The organism is Streptomyces sp. NPDC000134, assembly GCF_042899225.1.
Lineage (GTDB): Bacteria > Actinomycetota > Actinomycetes > Streptomycetales > Streptomycetaceae > Streptomyces.
Window position 1 is genome coordinate 246,917 of the sequence record NZ_JBIAZN010000002.1, and the last position, 21,248, is coordinate 268,164.

At 75.1% G+C, this 21,248-nt stretch carries 20 protein-coding genes; 9 read left to right on the plus strand and 11 right to left on the minus strand.

The window, feature by feature from the left end; translation table 11 throughout:
* Positions 1 to 19: 19 nt before the first annotated feature.
* Both ACFY32_RS03560 and ACFY32_RS03565 read right to left on the minus strand, forming a co-directional pair.
* Positions 20 to 2,431 (minus strand): PQQ-binding-like beta-propeller repeat protein, encoded by a 2,412-nt coding sequence (locus ACFY32_RS03560; RefSeq protein WP_390673421.1) that lies wholly within the window; start codon positions 2,429 to 2,431, stop codon positions 20 to 22.
* 142 nt (positions 2,432 to 2,573) lie between these two features.
* Positions 2,574 to 3,302 (minus strand): VOC family protein, encoded by a 729-nt coding sequence (locus ACFY32_RS03565; RefSeq protein WP_390673328.1) that lies wholly within the window; start codon positions 3,300 to 3,302, stop codon positions 2,574 to 2,576.
* A gap of 122 nt (positions 3,303 to 3,424) precedes the next feature.
* Here ACFY32_RS03565 and ACFY32_RS03570 point away from each other — a divergent pair, with 122 nt between their 5' ends.
* From ACFY32_RS03570 to ACFY32_RS03580, 3 genes are all read left to right on the plus strand, one after another.
* Positions 3,425 to 4,072 carry a TetR family transcriptional regulator gene (locus ACFY32_RS03570; protein WP_359195882.1) on the plus strand — a complete coding sequence of 216 codons (648 nt, stop codon included), beginning with the start codon at positions 3,425 to 3,427 and terminating at the stop codon, positions 4,070 to 4,072.
* A gap of 167 nt (positions 4,073 to 4,239) precedes the next feature.
* Positions 4,240 to 4,668 carry a pyridoxamine 5'-phosphate oxidase family protein gene (locus ACFY32_RS03575; RefSeq protein WP_359195885.1) on the plus strand — a complete coding sequence of 143 codons (429 nt, stop codon included), beginning with the start codon at positions 4,240 to 4,242 and terminating at the stop codon, positions 4,666 to 4,668.
* Positions 4,669 to 4,695: 27 nt separating this feature from the next.
* A complete protein-coding gene (locus tag ACFY32_RS03580; protein WP_359195888.1) occupies positions 4,696 to 5,364 on the plus strand; it encodes a pyridoxal 5'-phosphate synthase in 669 nt (222 codons plus the stop codon).
* Positions 5,365 to 5,368: 4 nt separating this feature from the next.
* Here the strand turns inward: ACFY32_RS03580 and ACFY32_RS03585 are convergent, their stop codons facing one another.
* Entirely contained in the window at positions 5,369 to 5,965 is a 597-nt protein-coding gene (locus tag ACFY32_RS03585) for a GNAT family N-acetyltransferase (protein ID WP_390673329.1), read from the minus strand.
* 216 nt (positions 5,966 to 6,181) lie between these two features.
* Here ACFY32_RS03585 and ACFY32_RS03590 point away from each other — a divergent pair, with 216 nt between their 5' ends.
* The gene (locus tag ACFY32_RS03590) at positions 6,182 to 7,372 is read left to right on the plus strand and encodes a flavin-containing monooxygenase (RefSeq protein ID WP_390673330.1); all 1,191 of its coding nucleotides are present in this window, start codon (positions 6,182 to 6,184) and stop codon (positions 7,370 to 7,372) included.
* 25 nt (positions 7,373 to 7,397) lie between these two features.
* On the opposite strand, the gene ACFY32_RS03595 is transcribed toward ACFY32_RS03590, so the two are convergent.
* Positions 7,398 to 8,708: an MFS transporter gene (locus ACFY32_RS03595; protein WP_390673331.1), complete on the minus strand. Its 1,311-nt coding sequence runs from the start codon at positions 8,706 to 8,708 to the stop codon at positions 7,398 to 7,400.
* A gap of 71 nt (positions 8,709 to 8,779) precedes the next feature.
* Between ACFY32_RS03595 and ACFY32_RS03600 the strand changes: the two genes are divergently transcribed.
* A complete protein-coding gene (locus ACFY32_RS03600; RefSeq protein ID WP_390673332.1) occupies positions 8,780 to 9,832 on the plus strand; it encodes a GlxA family transcriptional regulator in 1,053 nt (350 codons plus the stop codon).
* Positions 9,833 to 10,073: 241 nt separating this feature from the next.
* On the opposite strand, the gene ACFY32_RS03605 is transcribed toward ACFY32_RS03600, so the two are convergent.
* The 3 genes from ACFY32_RS03605 to ACFY32_RS03615 form a co-directional block, all read right to left on the minus strand.
* The gene (locus tag ACFY32_RS03605) at positions 10,074 to 10,529 is read right to left on the minus strand and encodes an ATP-binding protein (RefSeq protein WP_390673422.1); all 456 of its coding nucleotides are present in this window, start codon (positions 10,527 to 10,529) and stop codon (positions 10,074 to 10,076) included.
* Between the two features lie 477 nt (positions 10,530 to 11,006).
* Positions 11,007 to 11,519, minus strand: coding sequence for an EF-hand domain-containing protein (locus tag ACFY32_RS03610; protein ID WP_359195903.1), 513 nt, complete (start codon positions 11,517 to 11,519; stop codon positions 11,007 to 11,009).
* Between the two features lie 140 nt (positions 11,520 to 11,659).
* Complete coding sequence (locus tag ACFY32_RS03615) at positions 11,660 to 12,040, minus strand: STAS domain-containing protein (protein WP_359195906.1); 381 nt, start codon at positions 12,038 to 12,040, stop codon at positions 11,660 to 11,662.
* Between the two features lie 254 nt (positions 12,041 to 12,294).
* On the opposite strand from ACFY32_RS03615, the gene ACFY32_RS03620 reads away from it, so the two are divergent.
* Positions 12,295 to 12,876, plus strand: a complete 582-nt coding sequence (locus ACFY32_RS03620; protein ID WP_390673333.1) for a sigma-70 family RNA polymerase sigma factor — start codon at positions 12,295 to 12,297, stop codon at positions 12,874 to 12,876.
* Positions 12,873 to 14,111 carry a maleylpyruvate isomerase N-terminal domain-containing protein gene (locus ACFY32_RS03625; RefSeq protein ID WP_390673334.1) on the plus strand — a complete coding sequence of 413 codons (1,239 nt, stop codon included), beginning with the start codon at positions 12,873 to 12,875 and terminating at the stop codon, positions 14,109 to 14,111. Before ACFY32_RS03620 ends, ACFY32_RS03625 begins: the two co-directional genes overlap by 4 nt.
* Before the next feature lie 99 nt (positions 14,112 to 14,210).
* On the opposite strand, the gene purU is transcribed toward ACFY32_RS03625, so the two are convergent.
* Together purU and ACFY32_RS03635 are read right to left on the minus strand one after the other, a co-directional pair.
* Complete coding sequence (purU, locus tag ACFY32_RS03630; protein WP_359195915.1) at positions 14,211 to 15,092, minus strand: formyltetrahydrofolate deformylase; 882 nt, start codon at positions 15,090 to 15,092, stop codon at positions 14,211 to 14,213.
* Positions 15,093 to 15,139: 47 nt separating this feature from the next.
* Positions 15,140 to 15,640: a hypothetical protein gene (locus tag ACFY32_RS03635; protein ID WP_390673335.1), complete on the minus strand. Its 501-nt coding sequence runs from the start codon at positions 15,638 to 15,640 to the stop codon at positions 15,140 to 15,142.
* A 117-nt stretch (positions 15,641 to 15,757) separates the two neighbouring features.
* Between ACFY32_RS03635 and ACFY32_RS03640 the strand changes: the two genes are divergently transcribed.
* Positions 15,758 to 17,065, plus strand: a complete 1,308-nt coding sequence (locus ACFY32_RS03640; protein WP_390673336.1) for an ABC transporter substrate-binding protein — start codon at positions 15,758 to 15,760, stop codon at positions 17,063 to 17,065.
* Positions 17,066 to 17,080: 15 nt separating this feature from the next.
* On the opposite strand, the gene ACFY32_RS03645 is transcribed toward ACFY32_RS03640, so the two are convergent.
* Together ACFY32_RS03645 and ACFY32_RS03650 are read right to left on the minus strand one after the other, a co-directional pair.
* Positions 17,081 to 18,616: a hypothetical protein gene (locus tag ACFY32_RS03645; RefSeq protein WP_390673337.1), complete on the minus strand. Its 1,536-nt coding sequence runs from the start codon at positions 18,614 to 18,616 to the stop codon at positions 17,081 to 17,083.
* Positions 18,617 to 18,754: 138 nt separating this feature from the next.
* Complete coding sequence (locus ACFY32_RS03650) at positions 18,755 to 20,140, minus strand: transcriptional regulator (RefSeq protein WP_359195924.1); 1,386 nt, start codon at positions 20,138 to 20,140, stop codon at positions 18,755 to 18,757.
* Positions 20,141 to 20,473: 333 nt separating this feature from the next.
* Here ACFY32_RS03650 and ACFY32_RS03655 point away from each other — a divergent pair, with 333 nt between their 5' ends.
* Entirely contained in the window at positions 20,474 to 21,127 is a 654-nt protein-coding gene (locus tag ACFY32_RS03655; protein ID WP_390673338.1) for a bifunctional DNA primase/polymerase, read from the plus strand.
* Positions 21,128 to 21,248 lie beyond the last annotated feature (121 nt).

A 21,248-nucleotide genomic window follows, 5' to 3' on the forward strand; every position in this document is an offset into this window, starting at 1 on the left:
GGCCGTGCGGGCCGGGCCGTCAGGCCGTGCGGGCCGTGCCGGTGCCCTTCTCCGCGTCCAGCGCGTACACGCAGCGGTCCTTGCTGCACGCGTACACGATGCCGTCCCGCACCACCGGCGACCCGGTGATCTCGCCGCCGGTCGCCAGCTTCCAGCGCAGCCGGCCGTCGTCGGCCTTGAGCGTGTAGAGCAGGTGGTCGGTGGAGCCGAAGTGCACCCGGCCCTCGGCGACCGCGGGCGCGCCCACGATGTCCCCGCCCGCCTGGAAACGCCACTTGGGCGTACCGGTGACCGCGTCCAGCGTGTAGAGGCCCTTGCCGCTGCCGACGTGCACGTGGCCCCCGGCGACCAGCACCGGGTCGGTGGCGGCGCGGGCCTCGGTGGCGATCCGCCAGCGGTCGCGGCCGTCGGCGGCGTCGAGGGCGTAGACCGTGCCCAGGTAGTCGGCGAGGTAGACACCGCCGCCGGTGACGGCCGGGCCGGGCACGAAGACCGGCGGGCACAGGAAGACCGCCGGGGCCTCGAAGTGCCAGCGCACGTGCCCGCTCGCCACGTCCAGCGCCAGGACGCGGGTACCGGCGCTGACGTACACGTAACCGTCCGGCGCCTGGGCCACCCGGACCGGCACGCCGCCGCAGGAGGCCGCGTCGCCGATCGGGTACGACCAGCGCTCGTCGCCGCTGCGGGCGTCCAGGGCGCGCAGCCGGGCGTCCTGCCAGACGTACACCGTGCCGTCGTGCAGGACGGCGCCCGCCTCGGGGGACTCGAAGTCGGTCTGGCAGCCCGTGATCTCCCACAGCTTCCGGCCGCCGCCCGCCTCCCACGCCTGGACGCCGCCGCCCCGGGTGCCGGTGACGACCGTGCCCCGGTCGGCCTGGAGCGAGTACACCCAGGCGTCCGTCGGGGACCGCCACAGGTCGGCGCCCGACCGGGCGTCCAGGGCGAACAGGGTCGGCCCGTCGGAGGCGTGGATACGGCCGTCCGCGACCGCCATCGACCAGGCCACGTCCCGGGTCTTGAAGCGGCGCCGCCCGGTGGCCACGTCCAGGGCGTGCACCTCGAAGGAGGTGACGTAGACCAGGTCGCCGGCGACGGAGGGGGTGCCCCACAGGTCGTTGGACATCCGGAACCGCCAGGGCCGCCAGGTGCCCGGCGCGGCGTCCGGGGGCGCGGCGGGGGCGGGCGGCACGGCGGGCACGGCGGGGTCGGCGCCGTTGACGCCGGGGCGGGGCTTGGACCAGGAGGCGGCGAGGGCGGCCTCCGGGGGCGGCGCCTTGACGGCGGTGGCCCGGGTGTCGGCGACCCGGGGGCCGGGGCCGATGGGCACCGCCGCGCCGGCCAGCCTGACCGGCCCGGTGCCGGGGGCGCCGGCCTGCGCGGGCACCGGCGGGGCGGTGGCGGGCGGCGGCGGGACGACGGGGTCGTGCGCGGGCGGCGGCGGCACGGCCGGGGCGCGGCCGGCGCTGCGGCCGGCGGCGGGTCCCGGCTTGGCCGGGGGACGGCCGCCCCGGCGGGACTCGATCAGGCTCACCGCCCGCTCGGGCAGCCACGCCGACGCCGTACCGCTGTCGTCGGAGCCGGAGCCGAACAGGTGCGGGGCGAGCTGCGCCTGGAGGTCGGCGGGGCTCGGGCGGGCCGCGGCCTCCATCTGCATGCAGGACTCGATCAGCGGGCGCAGCTCCTCGGGCAGCCCGTCCAGGTCGGGGCCCTCGCGCAGCAGCATGAACACCGTCTCGACCGGGTTGGCGCCGTGGAAGGGGGCGTGCCCGGTGGCGGCGAAGACCAGGGTCGAGCCGAGGGAGAAGACGTCGCTGGCGCCGGTGACGCTGCGGGAGTCCTTGGCCTGCTCCGGGGACATGTAGGCGGGGGTGCCGACGGCGACGTTGGTCATCGTCAGACGGGTGTTCGACACGCCGGAGGCGATGCCGAAGTCGATCACCCGGGGGCCGTCCTCGACGACGAGGACGTTGGACGGCTTGAGGTCGCGGTGGACCAGCCCGGCGCCGTGGATGGACTGGAGCGCCTCGGCGACGCCCGCCGCCAGCCAGCGCACCGCCTGGGCCGGCAGCGGCCCGCACTCGTTCACTATCTCTTCCAGCGAGGGAGCGGGCACATAGGCGGTGGCCAGCCACGGCACGGCCGCGCGGGGGTCGGCGTCGACCACGGCCGCCGTGTAGAAGCCGGAGACCGCGCGGGCCGCCTCGACCTCGCGGGTGAACCGGACGCGGAAGAGCTGGTCCTCCGCCAGTTCCGTGCGCACCGTCTTGATCGCCACCCGCCGCCCGGACGCCGAGCGCGCGAGGTAGACCAGCCCCATGCCGCCGGCCCCGAGCCGCCCCAGCACCTCGAACGGCCCGATCCGTCGCGGATCGTGCTGCGTAAGCTGATCCACTTGCCTGCCACCTCCCCGTACGAGCCGCGCCACCCACATATGTCCGCGGCCGAAGTGCAGCGTCTCACCACCGCTACGCCGTGGCGGCACGCACCCCGATTCTTCCTGTCCGGACCGCCGGTTGCGAACCTGGTGACAATCAGGGTGTCTCGTGTCATTAGCGGTCGAAGGCGTTCATAGGTCAACGTTGCAGCAGCCCGAACGAGGCGCCCTGGTCGTCCGTGACCACCGCGATCCGCCCGTACGACGCCTCGAAGGGCGGCACCTGGACCCGCCCGCCGAGCCGCGCCACCCGCTCCAGCGCCGCCGCGCAGTCGGCGACCCGGAAGTGGACCAGGAAGTGCGGCGGCATCTCGGCGGGGAAGACCTCGGTGACCGCCGCCCGGCCGAAGTCGGGCCGGGCGCCGGGGCCGAACAGGGCGGCGTGGAACAGGTCGCCGTAGAACGCGTCGGCGGCCTCGGTGTCCCGGGTGTACAGCTCCGCCCACGCGAACCCGCCCGGCTCCCGCCGCCCGCCGAACCCGGCCCCGTCCGCCGACTGCCGGAGCCCGAAGACGGCACCCTGCGGATCGGCGGCCAGCGCGGCCAGGCCGGAGCCCGCGGCGGGGTGCGGGGCCATGACGAGCTGTCCGCCCCGCGCCTCGATCCGCGCGGCCAGCGCCCCGGCGTCGGCGGTGGCGAAGTACACCGTCCACACCGTCGGCATCCGGCCGTCCGTCTTGGGGACGAGCGCGGCGACCGGCTCCCCGCCGAGGCGGGCCAGGACCGCGCCCGAGGGGTCCGCCGGGGCGTCGAAGGCCCACCCGAAGAGGCCGCCGTAGAAGCGTCGGCCCGCCGCCACGTCGGGGAGTTGCGCGTCCACCCAGCAGGGGACGCCCTCTGCATCCGCGGATGCCCTGTTTTCGGCCATGCCGTCAACGTAACCGGCTCCCGCGCACCGCGCAGACCAGGCACAGCGGCCTCTTCGCACCCTCGCGACCCATTTGCAGTCGGCCGAATAGCGCTCCCCTCACCCGTCGGTAAGCTGACGGCATGACAGGACAAGTGCGCACCGTCGACGGCCGCGTGGCCGGCCGGCGAGGGCAGGCGACCCGGCAGAAACTGCTCGACTGCCTCAGCGAGATGCTCAGCTCCTCCCCGTACCGCGACGTCAAGGTCATCGATGTCGCCCGCCGGGCGGGCACCTCACCCGCGACCTTCTACCAGTACTTTCCGGACGTGGAGGGCGCCGTCCTGGAGATCGCCGAGCGCATGGCCGCCGACGGCGCCGGACTGGCCGCGCTGGTCGAGGGCCGCTCCTGGGCGGGCAAGGCCGGCTGGCAGACCGCGCAGGAACTGGTCGAGGGCTTCCTGGAGTTCTACAAGCGCAACGAAGCGATCCTGCGGGTCGTCGACCTCGGCGCCGCCGAGGGCGACAAGCGGTTCGCCAAGATCCGCGCGAAGATCCTCAACTCGGTGAACGGCTCCCTGGCGGACTCCGTGGCCGAACTCCAGTCCAAGGGACGGGTCGACAAGGACCTCAACCCGGCGGCCGTCGCCGGTTCCCTGGTCGCGATGCTCGCGGCCGTGGCCTCGCACCAGAAGGGCGTCTCGTCCTGGGGCGTCAAGCAGGCCGAACTCAGGCCCAGTCTCGCCGTGCTGGTGCACCTCGGCATCACCGGGAGGAAGCCCACGAGGTAACTCCCCGGAGGGCGCGCGGCCCTCGCTTTCCTCCGCGCCAAGTCCTGTCTGGCAGGCGGCGGTTCACCCGGGTGGACCGCCGCCTGTCGCGTTCGCGCGGGAACACTTCACCGACCGTCCCCGTTGCGCCCGATGACGTGACGCCCGTACCGCAGGAGGAGACCACGATGGCCCTGACCCGCGAAGAGCGTGAACAGTTCCTGGCCGAGCCCCATGTAGCCGCCCTCGCGGTGGACGCCGGCGCCGGCCGCGCCCCGCTGACCGTGCCGATCTGGTACCAGTACACGGCCGGCGAGGACACCCTGTGGCTCATGACCGGGGCCACCTCGCGCAAGTACGAGCTGATCAAGGCGGCGGGCCGGTTCTCGCTGCTGGTCGACCGGCTGGAGCCCACGATCCGGTACGTGTCCGTGGAGGGCCCCGTCGTCGAGACCGTCCCCGCCACCCGGGAGCGGCTCCACGAGGTCTCCGCCCGGTACCTCCCGCCCGAGAAGGTCGACGGCTACGTCGACTTCGCCTGGCAGAACCACGGCGACCAGGTGGTCGTCCGGATGCGGCCCGAACGGTGGGTCTCCTCCGACCTCGGGACGGTGTGAGCGGCCCCCGTCACCGACAATCGGGGCATGGAACCCGGTCTTGACGCACTGCTGAGATCGCTGCGGGTCTGGGACCCGGAGACGACCGAACTGCCGCCCTTCGACCCGGCCGCCGCGCCCGCCGAGCCGCTGGAGCTGTTCACGCGCTGGTTCGGCGAGGTGGTGGCGGCCGGGCAGCGCGAGCCGCACACCGTCTCGCTGGCCACGGCCGGCGCCGACGGGCTGCCGGACGCCCGGATCGTGATGCTGCACGGCGCGGACGCCGACGGCTGGTCCTTCGCCACCCACGCGGGCAGCCGCAAGGGCCGCCACCTCGCCGCCCGCCCGTACGCGGCCCTGGTCTTCCACTGGCCGGTCCTCGGCCGCCAGGTGCGGGTGCGCGGGCCGGTCGCCGCCGCCCCGCCCGAGGCGGCGCGGGCCGACCTGCGGGCGCGCTCGACGGGGGCGCTGGCCGCCGCGCTCACCGGCCGGCAGAGCGAGCCCCTCGGCTCCCCGGCGGAGCTGGCCCGCGCCTCGGCGGCGGCCTGGGACCGCGCCGCCGCCGACCCGGACGCCCCGGCGCCGACCTGGACGCTGTACCGGCTGCGCCCGGACGAGGTGGAGTTCTTCCAGGGCGAGCCCCGGCGCCGGCACGTCCGCCTGGTCTACCGGCGGTCCGGGGACGGCGGGTGGCGCACGGGGCTGCTGTGGCCGTGAGCGGTCAGTGCGCGGGCTCCGCGTCCGTCGCCAGCCGGGCGTGGAGGTGGACGTCGCGGAACCGGTCCCGGCGGCCCGCCTCGAACATCGCGCCGCGCAGGGTGCCCTCATAGGCGAAGCCGCAGCGCTCGGCGACGCGGCAGGAGGCACCGTGGCCGAGGGCGTGGCCCAGCTCCACGCGGTGCAGGCGCAGTTCGTCGAAGGCCCAGCGCGCGGCGAGCAGCAGGGCGCGGCGGGCGACGCCCCGGCCACGGGCCTCGGGGAGCACCCAGTAGCCGACGCGGGCCAGCCCGAGCGACTGGTTGATCTCGTGGAACCCGATGTGCCCCAGCGTCGTGCCCGTCTCCGCGTCGGTGATCCGGAAGGACACGGTCCGGCCCGCCGCCTCGTCCCGGGCCCGGACCCGCAGCGCCTCCTTGACGCCGTCCAGGTCGGTGACCGGCTTCAGCGGGGTGTTCCAGCGCCGGAAGTCCGGGTCGAGGACCCCGCGCAGCCAGATCCCGGCGTGGGCGTCGGACCCGGCGTCCCAGGAACACAGGCGCAGCCCGTGGCCGTACGGGCGGGAGGGGCCGGCGGGGAGGTGCTCACTGGTGTGGGACATGGGCCCATTGAAACCCGTGTACGAACCATCGGGTCCCGGTGGGCCACCCGTGGACCCCCGCACCCCCCGTGACCGGCACCTGATGCCGGGTCAGCGGCGCCGCCGGGGCCCCCTGAGCGGGCCTCCGGGGCCGCGGAACCCCGCGCGTGACCGATCCGCAACCGATTCCGGTCGCGACCGAGACCCACCGGCGGCAGGCGTGATTACGCTCGCCGCATGGCCGACTCCCCCACGCCCGCCGGCACGTCCGGCACCCTGCCCGTGTACGTCGTCGGCGGCGGTCCGGGCGGGCTCTCCGTCGCGTACGCCCTGCGCGCCAAGGGCATCCGCGCCGTCGTCCTGGAGCGCTCCGACCGGGTCGGCGCGTCCTGGCGGCGGCACTACGACCGGCTGCGGCTGCACACCACCCGCAAGCTGTCCGCGCTGCCCGGCCTGCCGATGCCGCGCCGCTTCGGCCGCTGGCCGGCCCGGGACGACGTGGTGCGGTACCTGGAGAAGTACGCCGAGCACCACCGTCTGGAGGTGGTCACCGGCGTCGAGGTCTTCCGGATCGAGCGCGCCCCGGACGGCGTCAACTGGCTGCTGCGGGCCTCCGGGGGGCGGGAGCTGACCGGCGCCGCGGTGGTGGTCGCCACCGGCCACAACCACACCCCGCGCGTCCCGGACTGGCCCGGCCGGGACACCTACACCGGCGAGTTCCTGCACGCCTCGGCGTACCGGCACGCCGGGCCGTTCGCCGGCCGGGACGTCCTGGTCGTCGGCGTCGGCAACACGGGCGCGGAGATCGCCGTGGACCTGGTGGCGGGCGGGGCCGCCCGGGTCCGGCTCTCGGTGCGGACGCCGCCGCACATCGTGCGCCGCTCCACGGCCGGGTGGGCCGCCCAGTACACCGGCGTCCTGGTCCGCAGGCTGCCGGTGCGGCTCGTGGACCGGCTGGCCCGGCCGGTGGCCCGGCTCAGCGTGCCCGACCTGTCCGCCCACGGGCTGCCCCGGCCGGGCACGGGCCTCTACAGCCGGGTCGGCGAGGGCGCCATACCGGTGCAGGACGTGGGCCTGATCGACGCGGTGCGCGGGGGGCGGGTCGAGGTCGTCGCCGCCGTGGACGGCTTCGAGGACGGCAAGGTGGTCCTCGCCGACGGCGACCGGATCGCCCCGGACGCGGTGATCGCGGCCACCGGGTACGTCCGCCACCTTGAGTGCCTCGTCGGCCACCTCGGCGTGCTGGACGCACGCGGCCGGCCGGCGGTGCACGGCCCCCGGACCGCCCCGGGCGCGCCCGGACTGTACTTCACCGGCTTCACCAACCCCATCAGCGGCATGCTCCGCGAACTCGCCCGGGACGCGCCCCGGATCGCCGGGGCCGTCGCCCGGTGGGGCCGGGGGCGGGTGTCCCGGGTCGTCAACTGACCGGGCGGGGCGCCCGGTTCGGTTCTCAGGCGAGGGCCGCCGCGGCGGGGGCGGGGCGCCGGCGGATCACCAGGGCCATCAGGGCCGCCGCCGCGCACAGGGCGCCGGAGGCGTACCAGACGACGTCGTAGCTGCCGAAGGCGTCGCGGGCCAGGCCGCCGAGGAAGGCGATGAGCGCGGCGCCGACCTGGTGGGAGGCGAGCACCCAGCCGAAGACGATCGCGCTGTCCTCGCCGTAGTGCTCGCGGCACAGGGCGAGGGTGGGCGGGACGGTGGCGACCCAGTCCAGGCCGTAGAAGACGATGAAGAAGATCATCGGCGGGTGGACGGCGGGCGCCAGGAGCAGCGGGAGGAAGAGGAGCGAGACGCCGCGCAGGGCGTAGTAGACGGCGAGCAGCCGGCGGGCCTCGAAGCGGTCGGTGAACCAGCCGGAGGCGACCGTGCCGACCACGTCGAACACGCCGATGACGGCGAGCAGCGAGGCGGCGGCCGTGATCGGCATGCCGTGGTCGTGGGCGGCGGGCACGAAGTGGGTCTGGACCAGGCCGTTGGTGGAGGCGCCGCAGATGGCGAAGGTGCCGGCCAGCAGCCAGAACGGGCCGGTGCGCGCGGCGGAGAACAGCACGCCCAGGGTCCGCCTGGCGGCGCCGCGCACGGGGGCCGGCTTGGGGACGAACTCCTCGGCGCCGTACGGCTTCTGGCCGAGGTCGGCCGGGTGGTCGTGGAGCAGCAGCCAGACGAAGGGGACGACCGCGAGGGCGGCGAGGGCGACGGTGACGGCGGCCGGACGCCAGTCGTGGTGCTCGACGATCCAGGACAGCACCGGCAGGAAGATCAGTTGCCCGGACGCGGAGGCGGCCGTGAGGATGCCGCTGACCAGGCCGCGCCGGGTGGTGAACCAGCGGTTGGTGACGGTGGCGGCGAAGGCCAGGGCCATCGAGCCGGAGCCGAGGCCGACCAGCAGGCCCCAGCAGAGCAGCAGTTGCCAGGCGGAGTCCATCCACACCGTCAGGCCCGAGCCGAGCGCGATCACGGTCAGGGCGACGGCGACCACCCGCCGGATGCCGAAGCGGTCCATCAGGGCCGCGGCGAAGGGCGCGGTGAGCCCGTACAGCGCGAGGTTGACGGAGACCGCGGCGCCGATCGTGCCGCGCGACCAGCCGAACTCCTGGTGCAGCGGGTCGATGAGGAGGCCGGGCACGGAACGGAAGGCGGCGGCGCCGATGATCGTCACGAAGGTGACGGCGGCGACGAACCAGGCGCGGTGCACCTTGCGGCGGGACCGGCCGGGCGCGGGCTGCTGTACGGCGGCTGCGGCGTCGGTTGTCTGGGTCACGTCATGAATCCTCGGTGACCGGGTTCCCGCGAACGAGTGGCCCGAAGGACATGGTTCACTAGGATCGGGCCATGACGCCCGACCGGAGACACCGTGTCGTCGTACTCGCCCTCGACGGCCTGCTCCCTTTCGAACTGGGCATCCCCCAGCGCATCTTCGGCCTCGCCCGCACCCCCGAGCGCCGCCGCCTGTACGAGGTGGTGACCTGCTCGGTCCGGCCGCCCGGCCCGGTCCGCGCGGACGCCGACTTCGACATCCTGGTGCCGCACGGCCCCGAGGCCCTCGCCACCGCCGACACCGTCGTCGTGCCCGCCTCCTACGAACTCGGGCCCGTCTACGACCAGGGCGTCCTGACCGAGGAGTTGAAGGCCGCCTTCGCGCTGATCCGGCCCGGCACCCGGCTGGTCGCCATCTGCACCGGCGCCTACGTCCTCGCCGCCGCCGGGCGCCTGGACGGCCGCCCGGCGACCACGCACTGGGCGCACGCCGAGCACTTCCAACGGCTGTTCCCACAGGTCGCGTTGGACCCGGACGTGCTCTTCGTCGACGACGGCGACGTGCTGACCTCGGCCGGGGTGGCGGCCGGGATCGACCTGTGCGTCCACCTGGTGCGCCGGGACCACGGCACGGCGGTCGCCAACGAGGTGGCCCGGCTGACCGTGGTGCCGCCGCACCGGGACGGCGGGCAGGCGCAGTACATCGAGCGTCCGGTGCCCGACCCGCAGCAGGCGTCGACCGGCCGGGCCCGCGCGTGGGCGCTGGACCATCTGCACGAGCCGCTCCGACTGCGGGACATGGCCGAGCGGGAGGCGATGTCGGTGCGCACCTTCACCCGGCGGTTCCGCGAGGAGGTCGGCGTCAGCCCCGGGCAGTGGCTCACCCGGCAGCGGGTGGAGCGGGCCCGGCACCTGCTGGAGTCCAGCGACCTGAGCATCGACCGGGTGGCCCGCGACGCGGGTTTCGGCACCGCCCAGTCGATGCGGCAGCACCTCCAGGCGACGCTCGGGGTGACGCCCACGGCGTACCGGCGGACGTTCCGCGACGGCGGGGCGGGGGCCGGGCGACGCCTCAGCCGTTTTCCGGATCTCTGTCCACAGCCTGTGGACAGAGAATCGGCCGGCTGAGGACATCGCCGCCGTGCCGCGACCCGCGCTCGCCGAGGACCCCGAACCGGACCCCTCGCCGTCCCCTCACGGCGAATCGCAGAATCTCAGCGTGATCAACTGAACACGCTGGGTCAACACGCTTCGAGTGAATTGCCCGGATATGGCCGATTGGCCGGAGAAGCGCATGGAGGCACGGACCGGCGCATGCGCCCCTTTCCCGCCGCACGGCCGGTCCTTGGCGCCCCGCCCGGCCGCTGCCCTACACCACCTCGTAGGCGAGCCCGCCGAAGGCCGGCGTCCGGTCGCACGGTGGCCCGGCCGCGTCCGGGGCACGGCGGTCGAGTTCGCACCAGACGCTCTTGCCGGTGCCCTCCCGGCTCCAGCCCCAGCGGTCGGCGAGCCCGTCCACCAGGGTCAGGCCGCGCCCGTCCGTGGCGTCGGCCGCCGCGCAGCGGGGTACTGGGGCCCGGCCCCCGGCGTCGGCCACCTCCAGCCGGACGGTGGTCTCCGGGGCCGGCGCACCGGGCAGCGAGAGCCGGACCACGGCGGAACGGCCGGTGTGCAGCACGGCGTTGGTGACCAGCTCGGAGACGAGCAGGACCAGCGTCTGGGCGAGCGGCTCGTCGGCCGCCATGCCGGAGCCGGCGAGCACCGAACGGGCCCATCTCCGGGCCCGCCCCACCTCGGCGGGGTCCGGCCGGATCTCCAACTGCACCTGAAGCACCTGCACCGCTCACACCATCCGAACCGGCGGACACATAGGCTCGCGCCTCACGAGGGCCACGACCGGGGACATCCGCTGCCCCCTGGTGGGACAGCATGATTGACGTACAGTCACGCCAACAAGCGCTTCGGGCATATTCCCGCGCGAAGGAGTACCGGTGCGGCATACTGTGCGACCCCCGCCGGAACGGGTCGAACAGGCGGCGGCGCGCACGCCGGTTCTCGGCCGCCGGGGGGACGGCACCGGCCGGTTCCACGCCCGTGACCACGCGCGTCCCGCCCACGGTACCGGCGCCGGGCGGCGCCTCCCGGGCCCGCCGGGTGGGCCCGGGGCGCCGCCCGGCGCCGACTCCGCGTGACCGGGGACGCCACGCTCCGCGCCACGGACGGGCCGACCGCCCGGTCACCGTGCGTGCCCGCCGGCCGCTCCGGCACCGGCCAACTCCGGCACCGGCCGCTCGGGCTCCGGTTACTCCGGCACCGTGAAGTAGCGGGCGAAGGCCGGGACGACGTCGCCCTCCTGGACCGTGCCGTCGCCGTCCGCGTCGAGCAGCGCGGCGGCTTCGCCGGCGGCCCCGGCGGGCACGCCGAGGGCGGTGAGCGCGCGCTCGGTGTCCTCGACCGTCACCGCCCCGTCGTCGTCGGTGTCGGCGACGGCCAGGGCGGCGTGCAGGAACGGCCGGGCGATCTCGGCGAACCGGTCCGGGTTGTCCCGCAGGCGCTTGAGCGCGCCGGTGACGAACTCCGCACGCGTGATCCGCTGGTCGCCGTCGCGGTCCGCGATGCCGGCCATGCCCTGCCAGAACGCCTCGGCACCGCCGTACAGCGCCTGTCCCTTGTCGGACCGGGCCGCGATGCCGAACTCCGCGAGCAGCGCCTTGGCCGCCCCGCTGAAGTCCAGCCGGTCGATGTAGCCGTTGCCGTCCTGGTCGAAGGTGGCGAACCGGGCCGCGATCCTGCGCTCGTACTCGCTGCTGACCATGTCTTTCAGGCCGCCTTACGTCGGATGGGGGGGTACGTGTCGCACGGAGCGTACGTCGCCGGGCGCGCCCATGAGGCCGGAAGGCCACGCCCGCGCCAATACCAGGAGAATTCCGGGACGGCCTTGTGACACGGCCGCCCTCACGCGGACAGCGGGCGGGGCTCGTCCCCGGTCGCCGAGGCCACGTCGGGATGGCAGTCGAACAGCCGGCGCACCCCCAGCGCCGCGAGGACCCGGTTGACGTGCGAGCCGTCGACCGCGCCCCGGGCCGGCAGGATCAGCCGCAGCGTGCCCTGGCAGGAGCGGATCAGACGCCGGGCGCCGACCAGCACGCCGACGCCGCTGGAATCGCAGAACAGCACGTCGGAGAGGTCCAGGACGATGCTGTGCCGTCCCTCCGCGATCGCGTCGTGCACCCGCTGGCGCAGTACCGGCGACGTCACCAGATCCAGCTCGCCCGTCACCTGGAGCACGGCCCACGCCCCCCGCTGGTCCCCGGCCACGTTGAACGCCACCACCATGCCCCTCACTCGCCGGGCCGCCCGCGAAGAAACGGACGGCATCCTTACGTTTCCTGGGCGCGCGCCTGCCCACCGGCCATGCCCGCAAACTCCCCGCCGGAAACGGATCGCGGGCGGCGACCCCACACGGGCCCCTACCACCAAGGGCCCATCGGGGGCGCGCAAAGGCACAAAGGGGCGTACGCCGTCATAGGTGCCGACTACATTCGAGGAGACGAGGACCACAGGCCGGGCAGGGCAGGAGGTGGGACCGCATGGCGACGAAGGACGCGCCGCTGCGCCGGGACCGCACGACACAGCAGCGACTGGCCCGGGGCGAGGCCGCCGCCCTCGGCGAGGTGTACGACCGGTACGCCTCGCTGGTGCACGGCCTGGCGTACCGGGTCCTCGGCGACGAGCAGGCCGCGGACACCGTCACCCGCGAGGTGTTCGCCCAGGTCTGGGAGCAGCCGGAGCGCTACGACCCGAAGCGGGGCCCGCTGCGCACCTGGATCGCCGAGCTGACCCGTCATCTGGCCGTGCGGACGCTGCGCGAGACCGGGACGGCCGCCCTCACCGGCGGCGGTCCCGGCAGCGCGGAGGAACTGGAGCACCAGGTGCGCCGCGCCTCGGTCGCCGCCCGCGCCGACTACATCGCGCAGTCCATGCCCGTCCCGCTGCGGCTCGCCCTGGAGCGGGCGTACTTCCAGCGCCGCGACTACCGCCGTACCGCCGCCGACCTCGGCATCACCGAGGACGAGGCCCGCCGCCGGCTCCGCCTGGGCCTCCAGCTCCTCGCCACCGCCCAGGACGCGGCCGGCCCCGGCGCACCGCCGGGACACGGGGGCACGGCATGAACGACATGAGCGGCCCCGAGGCCGCCGCGCCCCGGACTCCGCCGCCGCGCGTCCCGGCGCCGCGGATCTCCGCCGAGGACGGGGAACCGCCGCCCGCCGCGGGGACGGCGGCCCGGGAGATACCCCTCGTGCCGACGCACCGGGTGCTGAAGTCGCTGCTCGGGGCCTGGGCGCTGGCCGCCTGCTCGCCCGGGGAGGCGGCGGTGGTCGACGCCCACCTCGGCCGGTGCCGGGCCTGCGCCGAGGAGGCGCTGACGCTGCGGGAGGCGGTCGGGCTGCTCCAGCGCCCGGACAGCCTCGACCTGAAACCGTCGCTGCGCACCCGGGTGCTGGCGGGCTGCCTCCAGCGGCGCCCGCCGCGCGTCCCGGTGCCCGACTGGGCCACCCCGTACGACGCGGAGACCGCCCGGCTGGACGCCCTGCTCCAGGACATCCAGGACGCGGAGTGGCACGCGCCGGTGCGGTTGCGGTGGTTCTCGGCCGAGGGGACGGCGAGCCGGCGGACCACCGTCGCCGGGGTCATCGCCCACCTGATGGCGGTGGACGGGCTGGTCGCGGTGGCCCTCGGCCTGCCCGACCCGCTCGGCGGGATCGCGGCGCCCGCGCCGGCCCCGGCCAGCCGCACCGAGGCGTACTGGCGGGCCGCGCACCCGCCGCCCACCCGGGAGGTGCGGGCGCCCTGGCGGACGCAGGGCCACGAGATCGTCCGCACGGTGTCCTTCACCGGCGGCGCGGGCGGAATGCCGGTCGGGTACGGCGACTTCGAGCTGCCGCTGCGCGACGCGATGCTCGACCGGGCCTTCGAGTGCTGGGTGCACGCGGAGGACATAGCCGAGGCGGTGAGCTATCCGTACCGGCCGCCGGCGCCGGACCATCTGCACCGCATGATCGACCTGGCGGCCCGGCTGCTGCCGGCGGCGTTGGCGCGGCGGCGCCGGGCGGGAGTGCCGGCCGGGGGTGCCCGGCGGCATCTGGCGGCGGCCGGGGCGCCGGGGCGGAGCCTGAAGCTGGAGATCGAGGGGTCGGGCGGCGGGGAGTGGCTGATTCCGCTGGACTCCCCGGCGGCGGTGGGGTCCGCGGAGCACGAGGTGGCGCACGTGGTGCTGGACGGGGTGGAGTTCTGCCGTCTGGCCGCGGGGCGGGTCCTTCCGCGGGACGCGGCGGCCGGGCAGGTCGGGGACCGGGAGGCGATCAGGGACGTCCTGCTCGCGGCGGCGAGTCTGAGCCGGATGTGAGGGGCGGCGCGGCAGTTCCCCGCGCGACCAGCCCCCACGCATCCGCACCCGCACCCGACCACGACCACGAACCGATCCGAACCGATCCGAACCGGTCCGCTACGCGAACACCACCGTCCGGCGCCCGTTGAGGAGAATCCTCCGCTCCGCGTGCCACTTCACCGCCCGCGCCAGCGCCTGGCACTCCACGTCCCGGCCGACCGCCACGAGCTGGTCCGGCGTCACGTCGTGGCCGACGCGCTCGACCTCCTGCTCGATGATCGGCCCCTCGTCCAGGTCGGCCGTCACATAGTGGGCCGTCGCGCCGATCAGCTTCACGCCCCGCGCGTGCGCCTGGTGGTACGGCTTCGCGCCCTTGAAGCTCGGCAGGAACGAGTGGTGGATGTTGATGATCCGGCCGCTGAGCCGCTTGCACAGGTCGTCGGAGAGGACCTGCATGTACCGGGCCAGCACGACCAGTTCGACGCCCGCCTCGCGGACGATCTCCAGCAGTCGCGCCTCCGCCTGGGCCTTCGTCTCCTTCGTCACCGGAATGTGGTGGAAGGGAATGTCGTAAGACCCCACCAGTTCCGCGAAGTCGGTGTGATTGGACACCACCGCGGCGATCTCCACCGGCAGCGCGCCGATCCGGGCCCGGAACAGCAGGTCGTTCAGGCAGTGCCCGAACTTGCTGACCATCAGCACGATCCGCATCTTCTCGTCGGCCCGGTGGATCTGCCAGTCCATGTGGAAGGAGTCGCCGATCGCGGCGAAACTGGCCCGGAGCTTGTCCACCGTCACCGGCACCTCGGCCGAGAAGTGGACCCGCATGAAGAACAGTCCGGTGTCCTGGTCGCCGAACTGCTGGCTGTCCACGATGTTGCAACCGGTCATGAACAGATAGCTCGACACGGCGTGCACGATGCCCTGCTTGTCCGGGCAGGACAGGATCAGGACGTACTGGTCGGCCGGGGCGGCGGCGGGGCTGGACTGCTCGTTCATGCAGCACAGGGTCCCATATCCGGCCCGCCGCGCGACGGCTCGTCCCGCTACGCGGACCGGGTCAGGATGCTCAGCACCTCAAGGCTGCGCGGCGCCGTGTCCGGGTCCTCGCCGTCGCTGGCGGCCAGCCGGACGTGCGCGTCCCGGGCCGCCCGCACCGCCTCCGGCCAGGCCGGGTGCTCCAGGTAGGCGCTGACCGGCGCGTCCGGGCCCACCTGGTGCATGATCCGCAGGACGCGCAGCACGGCGGTGTCGACGAGCGCCGCCTCCTGGGAGTCCCGGAAGATCGTGCCGACGTACTTCTCGGCCGACCAGTGGTCCAGCCAGGTGTCCTCGACCAGCCGGTACACCGCGTCGGTGACGTCGCCGTAGCCGTCCACGCCGGCCAGCCAGACGTCCCGCTGGAACGCGGGATCGGAGAGCATGTGCAGCGCCGATCGCACGTTGGTGCGCCAGCGCCACCACGGCATGTCGTTCAATGGCATGCCGCCCATGGTGGAGGAGCGACGGCCGCGACGGGAAGGGTTCTCCGAACGTTGCACGGTCACCGATCGTACGTTCCCCTCCGCGTCCGCTTCGCCGGCCCCCGTAATTCACCCCCGCGCCACCACGCGTTGACCGCGGGTCACTCCCTGGTTGGTCCTGTGAGGGAATCGTGCGGACCCATGACCGGCAGGCGACGCACCAGCAGCTCCCTCCTCCCCGGCCTCCCGCGGACCGCCGGGAGACGCGCCCTGACGGCGGCGGCGCTGACGGCGTGCGCGTCGCTCGCCGTCGGCTGCGGGGTCGTCCCCGGGGTCACGGGGGACTCCGGGGACGACACGATCACCGTGATGACCTGGGCACCGCAGGACACCGGCGCCACCAACAAGCCCGGCATGCCCGCCCTCGCGCTGGCCTACGCCCGCTGGGTCAACGAGCGCGGCGGCCTCGACGGCCACCGGCTCAAGGTCCTGACCTGCAACGACCACAACGACGGCATCGCCGCCGCCCGGTGCGCCCGCCGCGCGGTCAAGGAGGACGTGGTCGCGGTCGTCGGCTCCTACAGCCAGCATGCCGACTCCTTCTTCCCGGTACTGGAGGGCGCCGGCATCCCGTACATCGGCGGGTACGGCATCACCACCAAGGAGTTCACCAGCCCGCTGTCCTACCCGGTCAACGGCGGGCAGCCGGCGCTACTGGCCGGCCTCGGCAGCGCCCTCGCCGAGCACTGCGGGCCGGTCACCCTGGTCCGGCCGGACACCATCGCGGGCGACCAGTTGCCCACGCTGCTGGACGCCGGGCTGACGGAGGGCGGGCATGCCCCGTCCGGGGACCAGCGGGCCCCGGAGGACGCCACCGAGTACGGTGGCCAGGCCGACCGGGCGCTGCGGACGGCGACCGCCGACCCGGCCCGCGAGGGATGTGTGGTGCCCGCCCTCGGCGACCGCACCGGCACCTTCATGGACTCCTTCCGGCGGGCCCGCGAGAGCTACCCGGACGTACGCACCGCCACCGTCCTCGGCAGCGTCGACCAGACCACGGTCAACGCCACCGGCGGGGCGTCCAGCCCGTACGAGGGCTCCTACGTCACCAGTTGGTACCCGGTGGCGACCGACAGGCGGTGGGACCCGATGGAGGAGGTCGTCCGGGAGAAGGCGTTCGGCGACAACCGCGTCGACACCGCCGACGCCGGGGTGCAGACCACCTGGATCGCGTACACCGTGCTCAAGGAGGTCGTCGAGTCACTGGACGGCGGCGAGGTGAGCGCCGGCACCGTCACCCGGGCCCTGGACGACGGCCTGAAGCTCTCCACCGGCGGCCTCACCCCGGCCCTGCGCTGGTCCTTCCAGGACAAGCTGGCCTCGGTCGGCCTGCCCCGCCTGGTCAACACCGACGTGACCCTCCAGGTGGTCCGGGAGGGCAGGCTGGTGTCGGCCAGGAAGGGCTTCCTGGACACCACCCGGACGCTGCGGGGCACCCAGGCGTCCTGATCGGAGGACTGCCCCTCAGAGCTGGACGGGCTGGCGCCGGGTCAGCCCGTAGGTGTCGGCGATCGTGTTCCACAGCGCGGCGGCCTTGGCCTTCTCGCTGCTGGCGGTACCGCTGGCCCGGTTGGCGGCCTGCACCTCGCCGGTGCTGCGGGCCTGCCCCTTGTGGCAGCCCTTCTTCCCGGCCACCTGGTCGGCCCAGGCCGCGTAGTGGTTGTCGGCCGCCGCCGACGCCTGCCACGCCTTGGTCAGGGCGGTGGTCAGCTCGGCGTGGCCCGGGAGCTTGTCCACGGACAACCGCGAGAGCCGGGTGACCAGTCCGGTGCGCTGCCCGGCGGCGTCGCGGAGGTCCCCGGCCGCCTGGGCGAGGTTGTCGCAGGACTTCACGTCGGCCACCGCGTTGATCACCGTCGTACGGCTGCTGCCGCTGTCGGCGAGCAGCTTGTCCAGCTCGACGGCCTGCTGCCGGGCCGGGTCCACGCTCGGCGACGCCGAGGCCGACGCGTCGGTCGCGGGGGCGGTGGCGGACACCGTCCGGTTGCCGTCGTCCTTCTCCTCGCCGTCCCCGCCGGCCATCAGCGCGCCCGCGCCGATGCCGACCACGACGATGCCGATGCCGACGGCCGCCAGCAGCGGGACGCGGGAGCCGGTCCGGCCGCCGCCGCGCCCGCCGCCGTCCTGCCCGGCCCGGCGCCGGCCGCCACCGCCGCCGCCCGGACCCTGCGGCACGTAAGCGGGCCGGGGGGCCGGCGGCTCGTCCACGACGGGCAACTGCTGGGTGGAGCCGGCGGGCCCGTCGGCGGCCGGGGCGCCCCGGAAGAGGTTGTCGAACTCGGCGGGCGGCTGCCGGTCCGCGTCCCCGGTGACCGGCGGGATGTACTGGGTGGCCTGCGCGTCGGGGCCGACGGCGGGCGGCGGCATCGGCCCGGCCCCGGCCGGACCGGCGGGCCGCGCCCGGCCCAGGTACCGGGTGTCCTCCGACCCCCGCTCGGGCGGCAGCGCCCCGGGGGCCACGGGCGGTATGTACTGCGTCGCCCCCTCGTCGGCGGCGGGGACCGGAGGTATGTACTGGGTGGCGCCCTCGTCGGCGGGGGCCGTGCGCACCGGCGGCAGGTACTGCGTGGCGCCCTCGTAGGCCGCCGGAGGCTGCTGGAACGGGGCCGAGCCCTCCGCGACCGGCGGCAGGTACTGGGTCGCGCCCTCCTCGGCCGGGGGCTGGGGGTACGACGGCTGCCCGTACGCCTGCTGCGGGGCGCCGTACTGCTGCGGGGTGCCGTAGGTCGCCGCGCCCTCGGGCGGCAGCGGGCCGGGGCCCGGCGCGGGCCAGGCGTCCGGCGCGGGGGAGTCCCAGGCGGACCCGCCCCGCGGGCGGTCGGGCCCCCACGGCTGGTCCCACGCCTGGCCGCCGGCCGGGGCCGCGGGGGGCGCCGGCCGGGCGGGCGGCGGGGCGGCGGGCTCGCCCGGCAGCAGCGGCTCGCCACCGTCCGAGGGCAGCACGATGCCTTCTCGCGCGGGGCGCCGCGAGGGCTCCTCGCCCTGTCCACTCTGCGTCACCGGGACTCCTACGGATGGGGGACCTTCGTCAATCGTCGGCTCACGCTACCGGGTTCCCCGAGCCCGCTGCCACGCCGCACGGGACGTGACCTTCTCCCCTGTGACCGCAGTAACAAGACCGGGCGCCTCAGCGGCCGTTCACGCGGCGGCCTGCAGATCCAGCTTCGCCCCGAACTCCCGCACCACCGGCTCCTCCCGGAACGGCTCCAGGCGCTGCTGGAAGTCCTCCAGGTACTCGGCGCCCCGGTTGGAGCGCAGGGTGCCGAGGAGTTCGACCGCCTTCAGACCGGTGTGGCACGCCTCCTCGATCTCGCGCCGCTGCACCAGCGCGGTGGCCAGCAGCACGTAGCCGATGGCCCGCCGGCGCGCCCGGGTCTCGGGATGACCGGCCAGGGACTCCCGCGCGTACCGCGCCGCCTCGTCCGCCTGCCCCAGGTCGCGGTGGCAGTGCGCCAACTCGTCGGCGAGGTACGCCCCGTCGAAGTGCCCGATCCACGCCGGGTCGTCCCCCGAGGCGGCCTCGACCGCCTCCATCGCGGCGACCGCCCGCCCGGCCGCCGTCTGGGCCGCCCGCGCGTCACCGAGCAGCGCGTGGCCGCGCGCCTCGGCGGCGTGGAACATCGACTCCGCCCGCGGGGTGACGCGCCCCCGTGCGCCCTCCTGCGCCGCCCGCGCCAACTGCGCGATCTCGCGCGGGTTTCCCAACTGGGCGGCCAGGTGGCTCATGGACGCGGCGAGCACGTATCCGCCGTACCCGCGGTCCCCGGCCGCCTGCGCCAGCCGCAGCGCCTGGATGTAGTACCGCTGCGCCAGTCCGGGCTGGCCGGTGTCGACGGCCATGTACCCGGCCAGCTCGGTCAGCCGGGCGACCGCGGCGAACAGTTCGCGCCCCACCGCCTCCCGGTAGGAGCCGGCCAGCAGCCCGGAGACGACGCTGTTGAGGTAGTGCACGACGACCGGGCGTACGTGCCCGCTGCCGTACTGGTGGTCGAGGTCGACCAGCGCCTGCGTCATCGCCTTGACGGCCGCCACGTCGGACGGGCCCACCCGGGGCCCGTCCGAGCGGGAGACCTGCGAGTCGGGCGCGGAGATCAGCCAGTCCCGGCTGGGCTCGACCAGCGCGGAGGCGGCGACGGTCGAACCGGAGAGGAAGTCCCGCCGCCCCACGTCGCTGCGCCACAGCTCGCAGACCTGCTCGATGGCCCCCAGGACCGTCGGGGAGAACTGCAGGCCGACGCCCGAGGCGAGGTTCTTGCCGTTGGCCATCCCGATCTCGTCGATCGTGACCGTACGGCCGAGCTTGCGGCCGAGCGCCTCGGCGATGATCGCCGGTGCCCGGCCCCGCGGCTGCTGGCCGCGCAGCCAGCGCGCCACGGACGTCTTGTCGTACCGCAGGTCGAGACCGTGCTCGGCGCCGCACATGTTGACCCGGCGGGCCAGGCCCGCGTTGGAGCAGCCCGCTTCCTGGATGAGCGCCTGCAACCGTTCGTTCGGCTGCCGCGCGACGAGAGGCCTTGCGGCCATGGCGTACCCCCTGCTTCATGGCTCGGGTGCCTGCCCGTGCACCGAGGTGGACGTGTCTTCCGCGGCCGGGCGCCGCGGCGGTCCGGCCGGGCGGCCCGCCGATCGTTCCCGGTCGTGAAGATCGATGCCCCGACGGCGTGCCGACAATGCGAGACTTGTGAGGATTGCCGGGTAACGGTTGTCGCCGTGCCCCACACGTGGTTACCCACCCCCGGCCCCGGTTCCACTGCGCGCCCCCGCACGTGCAACCATGCGCCCCGCCTGGGGAATCGATGCCCCTCCCCGCGCGTGCGGGGGCCGTAACCCGGGCTGGGCAAGGGAGTTGAGCGGCACGTGGAAGAGACCGTCCCGGCAATCGAAGCCGCTCACATTCCCCGGCAGCGCGGCGCATCGCTGCTGGAGGCCGCCGTCCGCTACACCGAGGAGCGCCACTGGGAGGTGCTCGCGGGCACCTGGCTGGAGGCCGTGCACGGGGTGCAGCGCTGTTCCTGCGGCGACCCGGCGTGCGCCGCCCCCGGCGCGCACCCGGCGCACGCCGACTGGACGGGCCGGGCCACGGGCAGCGCGACCGCCGTCCGGCAACTGTGGCAGCAGCGGCCGACGGCATCGGTCCTGCTGCCGACCGGGCGTACGTTCGACGCGATCGAGGTGCCGGAGACGGCCGGTTTCCTGGCGCTGGCCAAGCTGGAGCGGCTGGGGACGGCGCTCGGGCCGGTGACGCTGGCGCCGGACCGGCGGATGCGGTTCTTCGTGCTGCCGGGGGCGGGGGCGCGGGTGCCGGAGCTGGTGCGGGGGCTGGGGTGGTCGCCGTCGGCGCTGGACCTGCGGGCCCTCGGGGAGGGGGCGTACGTGGCGGCGCCGCCGACGCGGTTCGGGTCGCAGGGGGCGGTGCAGTGGGCCTGCCGGCCCACGGTGGCGAACCGGTGGCTGCCGGACGCGGAGGAACTGATCTCGGCACTCGCCTACGCGTGCGGGCGGGACCGGTAGCGGGGGCGCGTCCGCCGGGTGGCGTCCGCCGGGCCGGGTCGGGTTCCGGGGGCGGGTTCGTCGTGGTCGGTCGTGCGGGTGCCCGCGTGCTCTGCGGGGCCGTGGCCGCGGGGGCCGGGCG

Excerpts from the sequence above, each read along its gene's own strand:
- ACFY32_RS03625 (WP_390673334.1), top strand. The coding sequence starts at position 12,873 with ATGAACGACATGAGCGGCCCCGAGGCCGCCGCGCCCCGGACTCCGCCG.
- ACFY32_RS03585 (WP_390673329.1), bottom strand. The coding sequence starts at position 5,965 with ATGTCCCACACCAGTGAGCACCTCCCCGCCGGCCCCTCCCGCCCGTAC.
- ACFY32_RS03650 (WP_359195924.1), bottom strand. The coding sequence starts at position 20,140 with ATGGCCGCAAGGCCTCTCGTCGCGCGGCAGCCGAACGAACGGTTGCAG.
- ACFY32_RS03590 (WP_390673330.1), top strand. The coding sequence starts at position 6,182 with ATGGCCGACTCCCCCACGCCCGCCGGCACGTCCGGCACCCTGCCCGTG.
- ACFY32_RS03615 (WP_359195906.1), bottom strand. The coding sequence starts at position 12,040 with ATGGTGGTGGCGTTCAACGTGGCCGGGGACCAGCGGGGGGCGTGGGCC.
- purU (WP_359195915.1), bottom strand. The coding sequence starts at position 15,092 with ATGAACGAGCAGTCCAGCCCCGCCGCCGCCCCGGCCGACCAGTACGTC.
- ACFY32_RS03580 (WP_359195888.1), top strand. The coding sequence starts at position 4,696 with ATGGAACCCGGTCTTGACGCACTGCTGAGATCGCTGCGGGTCTGGGAC.
- ACFY32_RS03640 (WP_390673336.1), top strand. The coding sequence starts at position 15,758 with ATGACCGGCAGGCGACGCACCAGCAGCTCCCTCCTCCCCGGCCTCCCG.
- ACFY32_RS03570 (WP_359195882.1), top strand. The coding sequence starts at position 3,425 with ATGACAGGACAAGTGCGCACCGTCGACGGCCGCGTGGCCGGCCGGCGA.
- ACFY32_RS03610 (WP_359195903.1), bottom strand. The coding sequence starts at position 11,519 with ATGGTCAGCAGCGAGTACGAGCGCAGGATCGCGGCCCGGTTCGCCACC.
- ACFY32_RS03565 (WP_390673328.1), bottom strand. The coding sequence starts at position 3,302 with ATGGCCGAAAACAGGGCATCCGCGGATGCAGAGGGCGTCCCCTGCTGG.
- ACFY32_RS03600 (WP_390673332.1), top strand. The coding sequence starts at position 8,780 with ATGACGCCCGACCGGAGACACCGTGTCGTCGTACTCGCCCTCGACGGC.
- ACFY32_RS03560 (WP_390673421.1), bottom strand. The coding sequence starts at position 2,431 with ATGTGGGTGGCGCGGCTCGTACGGGGAGGTGGCAGGCAAGTGGATCAG.
- ACFY32_RS03620 (WP_390673333.1), top strand. The coding sequence starts at position 12,295 with ATGGCGACGAAGGACGCGCCGCTGCGCCGGGACCGCACGACACAGCAG.
- ACFY32_RS03575 (WP_359195885.1), top strand. The coding sequence starts at position 4,240 with ATGGCCCTGACCCGCGAAGAGCGTGAACAGTTCCTGGCCGAGCCCCAT.